Source organism: Sinorhizobium numidicum (assembly GCF_029892045.1).
Lineage (GTDB): Bacteria > Pseudomonadota > Alphaproteobacteria > Rhizobiales > Rhizobiaceae > Sinorhizobium > Sinorhizobium numidicum.
Genome location: NZ_CP120368.1, coordinates 2,802,953 through 2,815,630, shown reverse-complemented (window position 1 = coordinate 2,815,630; position 12,678 = coordinate 2,802,953). Strand labels below are relative to the sequence as shown.

Annotated in this window: 10 protein-coding genes; 6 read left to right on the top strand and 4 right to left on the bottom strand. The window is 60.7% G+C overall.

Going from position 1 to position 12,678, the window contains the following annotated elements; translation table 11 throughout:
• Positions 1 to 45: 45 nt before the first annotated feature.
• Entirely contained in the window at positions 46 to 1,086 is a 1,041-nt protein-coding gene (gene xylF, locus PYH37_RS24665; RefSeq protein ID WP_280734085.1) for a D-xylose ABC transporter substrate-binding protein, read from the bottom strand.
• Positions 1,087 to 1,384: 298 nt separating this feature from the next.
• On the opposite strand from xylF, the gene PYH37_RS24660 reads away from it, so the two are divergent.
• Both PYH37_RS24660 and PYH37_RS24655 read left to right on the top strand, forming a co-directional pair.
• Positions 1,385 to 2,596, top strand: coding sequence for an ROK family transcriptional regulator (locus tag PYH37_RS24660; protein WP_280734084.1), 1,212 nt, complete (start codon positions 1,385 to 1,387; stop codon positions 2,594 to 2,596).
• 138 nt (positions 2,597 to 2,734) lie between these two features.
• Positions 2,735 to 5,101, top strand: coding sequence for a bifunctional diguanylate cyclase/phosphodiesterase (locus PYH37_RS24655; RefSeq protein WP_280734083.1), 2,367 nt, complete (start codon positions 2,735 to 2,737; stop codon positions 5,099 to 5,101).
• 61 nt (positions 5,102 to 5,162) lie between these two features.
• Here PYH37_RS24655 and iolG read toward each other — a convergent pair whose 3' ends face one another.
• Positions 5,163 to 6,155 carry an inositol 2-dehydrogenase gene (gene iolG / locus PYH37_RS24650; protein ID WP_280734082.1) on the bottom strand — a complete coding sequence of 331 codons (993 nt, stop codon included), beginning with the start codon at positions 6,153 to 6,155 and terminating at the stop codon, positions 5,163 to 5,165.
• A 360-nt stretch (positions 6,156 to 6,515) separates the two neighbouring features.
• Between iolG and PYH37_RS24645 the strand changes: the two genes are divergently transcribed.
• Positions 6,516 to 6,746, top strand: a complete 231-nt coding sequence (locus tag PYH37_RS24645; RefSeq protein ID WP_280736153.1) for a hypothetical protein — start codon at positions 6,516 to 6,518, stop codon at positions 6,744 to 6,746.
• A 3-nt stretch (positions 6,747 to 6,749) separates the two neighbouring features.
• On the opposite strand, the gene PYH37_RS24640 is transcribed toward PYH37_RS24645, so the two are convergent.
• Positions 6,750 to 7,199 (bottom strand): hypothetical protein, encoded by a 450-nt coding sequence (locus PYH37_RS24640; RefSeq protein ID WP_280734081.1) that lies wholly within the window; start codon positions 7,197 to 7,199, stop codon positions 6,750 to 6,752.
• A gap of 195 nt (positions 7,200 to 7,394) precedes the next feature.
• The gene (locus PYH37_RS24635) at positions 7,395 to 8,378 is read right to left on the bottom strand and encodes a LysR family transcriptional regulator (protein WP_280734080.1); all 984 of its coding nucleotides are present in this window, start codon (positions 8,376 to 8,378) and stop codon (positions 7,395 to 7,397) included.
• Between the two features lie 269 nt (positions 8,379 to 8,647).
• Between PYH37_RS24635 and chvE the strand changes: the two genes are divergently transcribed.
• The 3 genes from chvE (at position 8,648) to mmsB (ending at position 12,662) form a co-directional block, all read left to right on the top strand.
• On the top strand, positions 8,648 to 9,715 hold the full coding sequence (chvE, locus tag PYH37_RS24630) for a multiple monosaccharide ABC transporter substrate-binding protein (RefSeq protein WP_280734079.1): 1,068 nt from the start codon (positions 8,648 to 8,650) through the stop codon (positions 9,713 to 9,715).
• Positions 9,716 to 9,912: 197 nt separating this feature from the next.
• Positions 9,913 to 11,448 (top strand): multiple monosaccharide ABC transporter ATP-binding protein, encoded by a 1,536-nt coding sequence (gene mmsA, locus PYH37_RS24625; protein WP_280734078.1) that lies wholly within the window; start codon positions 9,913 to 9,915, stop codon positions 11,446 to 11,448.
• The gene (gene mmsB, locus PYH37_RS24620) at positions 11,448 to 12,662 is read left to right on the top strand and encodes a multiple monosaccharide ABC transporter permease (protein ID WP_280734077.1); all 1,215 of its coding nucleotides are present in this window, start codon (positions 11,448 to 11,450) and stop codon (positions 12,660 to 12,662) included. The genes mmsA and mmsB overlap by 1 nt, the downstream gene beginning before the upstream one ends.
• The last annotated feature ends 16 nt before the right edge of the window (positions 12,663 to 12,678 follow it).

Here is a 12,678-nt window from a genome sequence, read left to right as displayed (position 1 = left end):
ACGGTTGCGTTGCGGCGTTTTGAGGTCAATCCAAGTGCCCGTCCGTCAGTTGCACGCGGCGACGGAGCCGGCAGCGACGCCCTGGCAGGCGGCTTCCTTGGAAATCCAGCCGGCGTCGATGACGACGTTGAGATTATCCTTGGTGATCGCCATCGGCGCCAGGAAGACGGATTTCATGGCAACGCCCTTCGGCCCGCCGTTGAAGGTCTGCACGCTTTCGATTTCGTCCATCGTCTTGCCGCCGGCGAGGGCAGCGGCGATTTCCGCGGCTTTCTTGCCGAGCTCGCGTGCGTCCTTCCAGACGGAAACCGTCTGCGTGCCGAGTGCGACGCGGTTGAGTGCGGCGTGGTCGCCGTCCTGCCCGGAGACCGGAACGGAGCCGGCGAGACCCTGCGCCGAAAGCGCGGCGATCGCGCCGCCCGCCGTGCCGTCGTTCGAAGCTACGACCGCGTCGACCTTGTTGTCATTGGCGGTCAGGAACTGCTCCATGTTCTTCTGCGCAAGCTCCGGCTTCCAGCCGTCCGTATAGGCCTCGCCGACGTTCTTGATCTTGCCTCCGTCAACAGCTTCCTTCAGCACCTCCATCTGCCCGGAGAAGAGGAAGTCTGCGTTCGGGTCGGCGGAGGAGCCCTTGATGAAGACGAAGTTGCCTTCCGGTTTCACCTTGAACACTTCGCGCGCCTGCATGCGGCCCACTTCCTTGTTGTCGAAGGTGATGTAGAAGGCGTCCGGATTCTCGATCAGACGGTCATAGCCAACGACCGGAATACCTTCGGCGGTGGCCTTTTCGATTGCAGGCGCGATTGCGTCGGAATCCTGCGCAAGCACGATCAGGGCGTTTGCGCCCTGGGCGATCAGCGATTCGATGTCGGTGAGCTGTTTTGCAGCGGAAGACTGGGCGTCGGCGGAGATATATTTGTCGCCGGACGCTTCGAGCGCGGCCTTGATGGCGGCTTCGTCGGTTTTCCAGCGCTCTTCCTGGAAGTTCGACCAGGAAACGCCGACGACCAGATCCTTGGCGATCGCCGCGGAATGCACCGATGCGATGATGGCAGCCCCTGCCATCAGCTTCAAAATGGATTTCATTCTATCCTCCCAGATGACTGCGCCGCGCGCACGAACCTCCCGCACGCATCCCCGACCAGCCGTGAACACGCTGCCGAGACATTGCCGTCACTGTATGCGGACGTTTTTTCTCGACAGTCGAGAAAATAGATGTCAGAGTTTTAGAAGGCTGTCAACAAGGGGCTTCCTGGAGCGCTGTGCGTCCCTTCAGACGCACAAGGGTTGCTGTGGCACTTCGAACAGTAGCCTTTTTTTTCCGTTCAACAGATGCTTTGGGAGAGCGTGTGTTCGAAGGATCCGTCACCGGCAGGGATGCGCAATGCTGACGAAGTCCAGCACTGAACTTGTGCGTCAGCAGAACAGCGCCCTTGTGCTTGCAGCACTTCGCCGGAAAGGCTCCCTCTCACACACGGAAATATCCTCCCAGACCGGCCTTGCCTCGGCCACCGTCTCCGTCATCACGGCTGAGCTGGAGCGTGCAGGGGTCATCGGCAAGATCGAGCAGCATGTGCAGGGCGGAAGGGGGCGGCCGCGCGTGCTTTTCGCGCCGCGGCGTGACTGCGGCTATGTGATCGTCGTGCGGATCTCGTCGGATATCGTGCAATATTCCCTTGCCGATTACGGCGGTGTCCTGCTTGACCGCTTCGAAGAGGCACGAAACCACGACCTGACCGGCACCGCCGCTTTCGGGCGCCTGTTTGCGGCGGCACTTGACCGCTTGCTTCACCGCTCCCGCATCGCGAAGGAGGAGGTGCTTGCCATCTCCATCAGCAGCAAGGGGCTGGTAGGGGCCGACGGCGCGCGGCTCATCTGGTCGCCGGTCTTCGGCAGTGAAGAACTCGATTTCGTGAAGCTGCTGGGTGCGGACTGGCGTGCGCGGATCATGCTCAGCAACGAGAGCTTGCTGGTTGCCCATGCGCTCGCCGTCCGGGCCGAGGAGAAGGGAGGTGCCTGCAAGGCACTCGCCGCCGTATCGCTCGGCCACAGTATAGGCCTCGGCCTGGCGAGAAAAGGCCGGACGGGCGAGCTCGACGTCTCCGCACCGAATTTCGGTCACATGCTGCATGCGACATCCGCCGGCCTTTGCCGTTGCGGCGCCTACGGCTGCATCGAGGCAGCCGCCGGTTTCTACGGCATCCTGCGCACCGCCTTCGAGGTGCCGCCCGATACGATACCGGCGAAATTCGTGCCGCTTTCGGAGATGGACAAGATCGGGGCCAGTGCACGTCAAGGACATCGCATGGCCGGTTACGCCTTCCGGCAGGCCGGCATCGCGCTCGGCAACGGCATTTCCCGCATGCTCAGCCTGTACGAGCCGATGCCGATCTTCGTTACCGGACAGGGAACGCGCTATTTCGATCTCCTTCAGAAGGGCATGGAGGAGGGCCTCGCGCAGTCGTCGCAGGTGCGCCTGCAAGGGCCACCGGAGATAACGGTCGTCGCCGACGAGCAGCGGCTCGTCTTCGATGGTCATCTCGACCGGGCACTCGGCGCGATCGACGGCGACGTTACCGCCACGGGGCATGCTTGAAATCGATGCCGTCTGCGTTCCAACCGCCGAATCCAATCGTTCTGCTCCCCGACATTTCAGAGGCGAGTTCTGTACGGGCTACAATTTACGGTTATTTAGCCTCTCATTGCGAAGCTGTCGCCGACTCGGGAGACAGCAATGTTCTCAGTGATTGCATGCATAAACAATGACCACGACTGGCGCCTGATTGTCGTGGCGGCGCTCGTTTGTCTTGCGGGCAGCATGGCGACGATGCTGCTATTGCAGCGCGCGCAGCGCAGCGACGGCAGCCAGCGACGTCTTTGGACCGCGGCTTGTGCCTTTGCCTGCGGCGTCGGCGTCTGGTCGACGCACTTCATCGCGATGCTGGCCTATGACGGCGGCATTCCGATCGCCTATGGGCCGCAAGGCACGACGCTGTCGATCGTGGTCGCGATCGCCGCGTCCTGGATCGCCTTTTCGGTCGGCCTGGCCGGAACTTCCCCCTATGCGCTCGCTCGCGGCGGCCTCCTGCTCGGTCTCGGCATTGCCGCCATGCACGTCACGGGTATGCGTGCCGTACACAGTCAGGGTCAGGTTAGCTTCGATCCCGGCACGAGCCTTGCTGCTGTCCTTTTGGGCACGCTGCTTGCCGCGCTTGCCCTTCATGCATTCCAAGCTCTCAAGGGCGCGCACAGGCTGGTCGCGTCGACCTTTCTGCTCGTGCTCGCGATCTGCGTCCTGCATTTCACCTCGATGAGCGGCGTTACGCTCGTGCCGGATCCAAGTGTACCAGCGGCGGGTGGTTTCAAAACGGTCTGGCTCGCCGGCGGCGTCATCGCCGCGTCGACGACGCTCATTCTCATGGTCTTCGGAGCGCTCTTCATCGACCGTCACCTGACGGATCTGCGCGGACTGGCGAATGCCTCGCTTGAGGGCATGGTGATCGTTCGCGACCATGAAATCATCGACACGAACGAGCGCTTCGCCAGTCTGTGCGGCTGCAGGGTCAGCGATCTTGTGGGCAGGAAACCGGAGGAATTCTTCGCGCAGGTACCGGAGCGGCACATATCGGGTGGCCGCCGCGGAAGCGACGGCTCCACAGAGGTCAACCTGCTCGATGCCGAGGGGCGGCGGATACCGGTCGAATACATCTGCCGGACCATCGAATATCGCGGCCGGCAATGTGACGTGATCTTCGTGCGCGATCTCAGCGCCCGCAAGCAGGCCGAACGAACCATCGAGTACCTGGCCCATCACGACGCGCTGACCGACCTTTCCAATCGCAGTTCGTTCGACCGACGGGTGAAGCAGGCGCTCGCCGCCGCCGAGGCTAAGGACGAACAACTCGCCATCCTCTGTCTCGACCTCGATCGCTTCAAGGCCATGAACGACATCTTCGGTCACGGCGAGGGCGACCGGATCCTGCGCAAGGTCGCCGATATCCTGCGCGCGGCCGCGGGCGAAGCCGACACGATCGCGCGGCTCGGCGGCGACGAATTCGCGATCGTGCAGCCCGGCGGCACCCAGCCCGAAGCGGCGCGGCAGTTGTCGGAACGGATCCTCAGGCTCTTTGCCGAGAAGATGGATAGCAATCGCGATCCCATGGCCGTCGGCGTGAGCATCGGAGTCGCAATCTACCCCGCCGACGGTACGACCGCGGAGCGCCTCTACAACAATGCGGACACGGCGCTCTACCGTGCCAAGCAAACCGGCAAGGGCGTCGCCTGCTTCTTCGACGCCGACATGGATCAGGCGGTGCGCGCGCGGCGCCAGATGGAGAACGATCTCAGGCACGCGGTCGCCAGGCGGCAGCTTTTCCTTGAATATCAGCCGCTTGTCGATGTCCGCGACAACAGGACCATCGGATACGAAGCGCTGTTGCGCTGGCGGCATCCGGACCGCGGCCTTGTGGGTCCGAACGTATTTGTCCCGATTGCCGAGGAAAGCGGTTCGATCATCCAAATCGGCGAATGGGTGCTGGAAGAGGCCTGCTCGGAGGCGGTCCGGTGGAACGAACCTTTGCCCGTTTCCGTCAACATATCGCCGGTCCAGTTTCTGCTTCCGAACCTCTTCGATCGGATCGCAGGCATTTTGCAGCGCACAGGCCTCGAGCCTCGGCGGCTTGAACTTGAGATCACCGAAGCGGTGCTGATGCACAACAGGGAAGACGTGCTGGCGATGCTCGTCCGGCTCCGCCTGCTCGGCGTGCGCATCGTCATGGACGACTTCGGCACCGGACATTCCTCGCTCAGCAATCTCCAGACGTTCCCGTTCGACAAGCTGAAGATCGATTGCAGCTTCACGGCCGCACTCGACAGGGATCCAGCAGCTCAGGCCATCATCCGCGCGATCATCGCGCTCGGCCACAGCCTCAACCTACCGGTGGTGACCGAGGGCGTCGAAACGGAACGGCAGAAGCAGATCATCATCAATGAGGGATGCTTGCAGATACAAGGATTCCTTTCCGGTCGGCCGGGACTTGCGCCGAGCGCCGCCGGCGCTTTGTCACCAGCCAACGGCACGCTGCTACGCGCGGAGGCGTGACTTGGAAAGTCCGAGGCCGGGCGCTTGCGCGTCCGGTCTCGGCTCGGACTCGTGCAGCAGGTCAGGCGACGCTGATCAGGCGCTCTTCGACCACAGACCTTACGGCCGCATCGGCCAGCGCGAGCGCGGCAAGGCCATCCTTGCCTGAGGGAGTGATCTCCGCGCCTCTTTCGATCGCGGCGATGAAGCTCTCGATCTCGTTTGCGTAGGCTTCGGTGTAGCGCGTCATGAAGAAATCATGCAGCGGCGGGCGCGTATAACCCTCGCCTGTGGCGATTTCGATGGAGACGGGACGCTGGTTTTCCGCCGAGACCGCGCCTTTTGATCCGTGAACCTCGATGCGCTGGTCGTAGCCATAGGTGGCGCGGCGAGAGTTCGAGATGATCGCCTGTTTTCCGGATGCCGTCTGCAATATGACGGAGACGCTGTCGTAGTCTCCGGCCTCGCCGATCGCCTTGTCTACAAGCACGGCGGCGGTTGCCGTGACCGAAACCGGCTCCTCGCCGAGCAGGAAGCGCGCCATGTCGAAATCGTGAATCGTCATGTCGCGGAAGATGCCGCCCGAGCGCTTGATATAATCGACCGGCGGCGCGCCGGGATCGCGCGAGGTGATCGTCACCATTTCGACCTCGCCGATCCTGCCTTCGTCGATTGCCTTGCGCACGGCCATGAAATGCGGATCGAAGCGGCGGTTGAAGCCCACCATCAGCTTGGCCTTTGTATCCGACACCACCTTGAGGCAGGCCTTGACGCGCTCGACATCGAGATCGATCGGCTTTTCGCAGAAGATCGCCTTGCCGGCGCGGGCGAAACGTTCGATCAGATCGGCGTGCGTATCCGTCGGCGTGCAGATAACCACAGCATCGATATCGGCAGCCGCTTCAATGGCGTCGATCGTACGCACTTCGCAGCCATAGGCCTTGGCGATTGCGTCGGCCGCGGCCGGAAAGGCGTCGGCAACCGCAACGAGCACGGCGTCGGGATTGCCGCTGACGGCTTTTGCGTGAACCTTGCCGATGCGCCCGGCGCCCAGAAGACCAAATCTCACTGTCATCTCTGTCTCTCTCGAATTCCGGTTCGCAACCGGGTGGATGCGCGATGATTGACGCTCATCGTGCAAAGGCGTCGCGGACTGCGGTGCCGCATATCGGTGAATGGATGCGATCGTGGCTGGTGTTCGCGCGCTTTGAGCGCCTGCCTCTCTCCCTTGCCTGCCGTCCCGATCCCGGCTCCTGCTTGCGGCAGTTCCTCGCGACATCGGAATGAAAAGGCCAATTTCTCTGATTTCGGAATTTTTATTCCATTTGCGGCGCGCTCGTCAAGATCGGTTTACGATGGCGCGCTTGCAGGGGCGGACTGTTTGCCCCTACAAGGTGGCAAGCGTTCGACCATGCATTTCCGCCAGAGAGACAAGATGCTCAAATTCATCGATCCGGACCATCCCTTTTATCGGCCCTTGTGGATCCGCCTGTTGATCGTCGGTCTCTGCGCGGTCTGGACGGCAGTCGAGTTCATGAGCGATCAGACGATTTGGGGCATGATCTTTCTCGCCGTTACTGCCTATACCGCGTGCGCTCTATTAATCTTCTACAAACCCAAGCAATCGGGCGACGACAAGACGGATCCCGCTGACGGACCGAAATGAACGCTATTTCGACCTGCCGTCGCGCGGGAGGCGTCGCGCCGCTTCGTCAATGAGCATGTTGGCGAGCTTCATCCGGACGGTGGCATTGGCCCGGAATTCCGCCGGCAGCCTGTCGGGATGGTTAGCGGCGGCAAAGCGCCTGCGTTTGGCAGCCAGTGTCAGCGAGTTTTCCTGGCCACTGAGCGCCAGTTCGCCCGCGACCTCGGCGAGGCTCGTGCGCCTTAAATAATCGGGCATTGCGAGCGGTGCGGCTCTGTCGACCGATGCCAGTTCACGATAGGCACGGTCCACCGTGCCGAACGCCGCAGTCGCTTCCGGCGACGTAGAGGCAACGAATCCCGCCGCAAGGTTTACCCCGGCAAGGCGCGATCCGCTGTGATCGTCCAATTCCTCGATGTCCCGCTCGGCATTAAGCCGCTCAAGCACCGACTGGAATACCGACATGCCGAACATGAAGTCTCCGAAGAGCTGCGCGAGAACCGACGCGCTACAGCGTCGTGCGTCTTTTCAGACGCACAAAGGTCGCTGTAACACTTTGAGTTGCTGCATGTTTTTGTCCTTAAATCGGCTCCGATTTAAGGAAACATGCAGTAGCGAGAAGGCGAAGGCCGTCACCGAGCCTGCCTGATGAAGATTGTGCGAGCCTAATCACGCCCGGCTCTGTTTCAGGATGAGGTCGTAGAGCAACTTCGCGCTCGGGGGCAGGGCACGGCCCTCGGCGGTGATCAATCCATAGGGTTTGATTCGGATGGGAAATTTCGTCTGCAGCACACGAATTTCGCCGACTTGCGTGCCGTTGCCGGCCACGAGATTGGCGACGTCGAGCGCGACGGGCGCGATGGCATTGGTGTTTCTAACGATCGACAGCGTCAGGATAATCGAAGAGGTGTTGATCACAGTTCCCGGCAGCCGGACACCGGCCGAGAGGAAGCTGTCCTCAACCGCGCGGCGCAGCAGGGTCCCCGACGGCTGAAAGACCCAGTCATAGCCCGGCAGGTCGTCGGCATCGGCGAATGCCTTTTCCAGCAGGGGATGGCCTTCTCGGACGATCAGGCAGACCTCCTCGAAGCCGATCTCGACCAGATTGAAGAGACGCGGATTGAGGTCGTCGGGGATGCGGCCGACGATGAAATCGTGGCGCGCAGCCAGGAGTTCGCGGGTCAGCACGTTGCTGTTGTCGATCTGCACGTTGATCTCGATGCCGGGATAGGCGGTGGAAACTTGACGGATGGCGGGCACAGCGAGCGCGAGGGCGGGGCCGGTGACGGAGCCGATCGATACCGAGCCGCCGCTACCCGTCTTCAATTCGCTGATCTCGCGCTCGGCCTCGCGCAGTTCGAGAAAGATCGTGCGTGCCCGCCGCGCGAGTGCTTCGCCGTAGCGGGTCAATTCGACCCCGCGCGCCACGCGGGCGCAGATCGGCGCCTTTGTGATGGCCTCGATCTCGGCGAGCATGCGCGAGGCCGCCGGCTGCGAAATGCCAAGCGAATCGGCAGCGGCGCTGATGCGACGATGGTCGTCGATCGCCAGGATGAGCCGCAGGTGATTGATCTTTAAGCCGGACCGGAATAGGCCGGTGTCGAGCGGTTCGACGGTTAGCACGGCTGCGCTCGGCTTGCTGTCCAGGTTCATTTTCCCGGTCCTGTTATTCAAGGAATTCAAAAATCACACTCTTTTGGTGCGGTATACCAATTTTGATATACATGCAAAGCGATATTGTATTTGACAGTTATGGCAATTGATTCCAGTTTCCCACCCTGTGCGCCAGCGCATGCGGGAGTATGTAAGGCCGGGAGGGCTTCCTTCACCTTGAACCACCGTCGGGGATGATATCTCCGGACCGGTGGATCGCTGCGCATAGTTCGGGGCCTGCCGGCTTCAAAATCTTTGGGAGAGATCTGATGAAATTGATTACTTCGCTTCTCGCAGCCGCGGCGATTTCCGTCGCGTCCTTTGCTGCGCCCGTCTTCGCACAGGACAAAGGCACGGTCGGCATTTCCATGCCGACGAAGACGTCGACCCGCTGGATTTCCGACGGCGAGACCATGGAGAAGCTGTTCAAGGAAGCTGGCTACACGCCGGACCTGCAGTTCGCCGACGACGATATTCCGAACCAGCTCGCGCAGATCGAGAACATGGTGACCAAGGGTGCGAAGGTTCTCGTGATCGGCGCCATCGACGGCACGACGCTCTCCGACATCCTGCAGAAAGCGGCTGACGCCGGCGTCAAGGTCATCGCCTACGACCGCCTGATCCGCGACTCGGGCAATGTCGATTATTACGCGACCTTCGATAACTTCCAGGTCGGCGTGCTGCAGGCGACGTCGCTCGTCGAAGGCCTGAAGCTCGACAGCGCCACCGAGCCGAAGAACATCGAACTTTTCGGCGGTTCGCCGGACGACAACAACGCTTTCTTCTTCTATGACGGCGCCATGTCGGTTCTTCAGCCGCTGATCGACAGCGGCAAGATCGTCGTGAAATCCGGTCAGGTCGGCATGGACCAGGTTGGAACGCTGCGCTGGGACGGTGCTGTTGCCCAGGCCCGCATGGAAAACCTGCTGTCCTCCACCTACACCGACGCCAAAGTCGATGGCGTTCTCTCGCCGTATGATGGCCTCTCGATCGGCATCATTTCGGCTCTGAAGGGTGTTGGCTACGGCTCCGGCGACATGCCGATGCCGATCGTCACCGGTCAGGACGCGGAACTGCCGTCGGTCAAGTCGATCCTTGCCGGCGAACAGTACTCGACGGTCTTCAAGGATACGCGCGAACTCGCCAAGGTTACGGTCGGCATGGTCAACGCGATCATGGAGGGCAAAGAGCCGGAAGTGAACGACACCAAGACCTATGAAAACGGCGTCAAGGTCGTTCCGTCCTACCTCCTGAAGCCGGTTTCTGTCGACAAGACCAACGCGAAGGAAGTTCTGGTCGGCTCCGGTTACTACACGGAAGATCAGATCGACAATTGATCCGGTCGAACCCGGCGGGTCCGCAATCTGTTGCGGACCCTTTTATCTACGGCATCGCGCGTCCTTCCGACGCCCAAAGATCGCTGTAGCACTTTCAACTGCTGCGTGGTTTTATCTTAAGTCGGTGCCGATTTAAGGAACCATGCAGTAGGAAGGGAGCCTGCAGTCTCTCGCAGACTGCACTGGAATGGCTGAATATGAACAATATCATTCTTGAAATGCGGAGCATCACCAAGACGTTCCCGGGCGTCAAGGCGCTGGACAACGTCTCGTTCAAGGTCCGCGAAGGTGAAATCCACGCTCTCGTCGGCGAAAACGGCGCCGGCAAGTCAACGCTGATGAAGGTGCTGAGCGGTGTCTATCCCGCCGGCACCTATGAGGGCGAGATCTTTTACGACAGCGAGCTTCGAAGCTTCAGCGCGATCTCGGATAGCGAAGATCTCGGCATCATCATCATCCATCAGGAGCTGGCACTCGTTCCCCTGCTCTCGATCGCCGAAAACATCTTTCTCGGCAACGAGATTGCCAGCAAGGGTGTGATCCACTGGCCGCAGACCTTCGCCCGGACGCAGGAACTCTTGAAAAAGGTGGGCTTGAGCGAATCCCCGTCAACGCTCATCACCGACATCGGCGTTGGCAAGCAGCAACTGGTGGAGATCGCCAAGGCGCTTTCGAAGAAAGTGCGGCTGCTGATTCTCGACGAACCGACCGCTTCGCTCAACGAAAACGATTCCGACGCGCTGCTGAAGCTGCTGATGGAGTTTCGCAAGCAGGGCATGACCTCGATCATCATTTCGCACAAGCTGAACGAGATCAAAAAGGTTGCGGACCAGATCACCATTCTGCGCGATGGCGGGACGGTGGAAACGCTCGACTGTCACAAGGAAGACATCAGCGAAGACCGGATCATCAAGGGCATGGTCGGCCGCGCGATGGAGGACCGTTATCCGCCGCGTGAGCCGAATATCGGCGAGACGCTGCTCGAAGTGAAAAACTGGAACGTCTTCCACCAGTATCATCGCGATCGGCAGTTCCTGCACAACGTCAGCTTCAACGTACGTGCCGGTGAAGTCGTCGGGATCGCCGGACTGATGGGCGCCGGCCGCACCGAAACCGCGATGAGCATCTTCGGCAAGTCGTGGGGGCACAAGATCACCGGCGAGGTGACCATGCGCGGCAAGCCGGTGGATGTGAGCACAATCCCCCGCGCGATCAAGGCGGGGCTTGCCTACGTCACCGAAGACCGCAAGCAATTGGGGCTCGTGCTGATCAACAACATCAAGCAGAACACCACGCTCGCCAATCTCAGCGCCGTGGCATCGAACGGCATCATCGACGATCGCAAGGAGACCAAGGTCGCCTCCGAATACCGTTCGAAGCTCAGGATCCGCTCACATTCGATCTATCAGGAGACGGTCAATCTGTCGGGTGGCAACCAGCAGAAGGTCGTACTGTCGAAGTGGCTGTTCACCACCCCGGAAGTCCTCATACTGGATGAGCCGACGCGCGGTATCGATGTCGGCGCGAAGTATGAGATCTACACCATCATCAACCAGCTCGCGGCCGAGGGCAAAGGCATCCTGATGATCTCGTCGGAGATGCCCGAACTGCTCGGAACCTGCGATCGCATCTATGTCATGAACGAGGGACGCATCGTGGCCGAGCTTTCGAAGGCGGAAGCAAGCCAGGAATCCATCATGCGCGCCATCATGCGTTCAGGGGAGAAACACTAATGGTCGCCGATACGAGCACCCACACCACCAAACCGTCTATCGGGGACTACCTCAGAAACAACATCCGCGAATATGGACTGCTGGTCGCCCTCGTGGTCATCATGCTGTTCTTCCAGTTCGTGACCAATGGCGTCCTCTTCCGTCCGGTGAACATCACCAATCTGGTGCTGCAGAATTCGTTCATCGTCATCATGGCGCTGGGCATGCTGCTGATCATCGTCGCCGGCCATATCGATCTGTCAGTTGGCTCGATCGTGGCCTTCATCGGCGCGATCTCAGCGATCATGCTGGTCAAATGGCAGGTTCATTTCGCGATCGTGGTGCCCGCCTGTCTGATCCTCGGCGGCATCATGGGGGCGGCACAGGGCTACTGGGTCGCCTATCAGAAGATTCCCTCCTTTATCGTCACCCTTGCGGGCATGCTGGTTTTCCGCGGCCTGACCTACGTGGTCCTCGGCGGACGGCCGATCGGACCCTTCCCGAAGGAGTTCCAGCTACTTTCGACGGGCTTCGTTCCGGATTTCCTGTCGCTCTCCGATCCTGCAACGAGCCTCATCAAGAACTATGTCGCACTCATCGCGGTGCTGGCGCTGGTGGTACTCGCAATCTATGCCGGCTTCCGCAATCGCCGGATCAACGAGCAGCATGGGACCGACAACGAGCCCTTCATCTTCTTTGCGATCCAGATGGCGGTCATCGCCGTCGTCGCCATGTTCCTCGGCTTCCAGCTCTCGACCTATCGTGGTCTGCCGAACGTCCTCATCGTCATGGGCGTACTGATTGCCCTCTATACCTTCATCACGACGCGCTCGACGATCGGTCGCCGCATCTATGCGATGGGCGGCAATGAAAAAGCGGCCAAACTCTCCGGCATCAACACCGAGCGGCTGACGTTCTACGCCTTCGTCAACATGGGCGTGCTCGCCGCACTTGCCGGCATGATCATCACGGCGCGCTTGAACTCGGCCACCCCGAAGGCCGGCGTTGGCTTCGAGCTCGACGTGATCGCGGCCTGCTTCATCGGCGGCGCGTCAGCCTCGGGCGGTGTCGGCAAGATCACCGGCGCGGTGATCGGCGCTTTCATCATGGGCGTGATGAACAACGGCATGTCGATCATGGGTATCGGCATCGACTACCAGCAACTGATCAAGGGTCTCGTGCTGCTCGCAGCCGTTTTCTTTGATGTCTACAACAAGAACAAAGGCAAGGGCTGATCGGTTCCGATCAGCC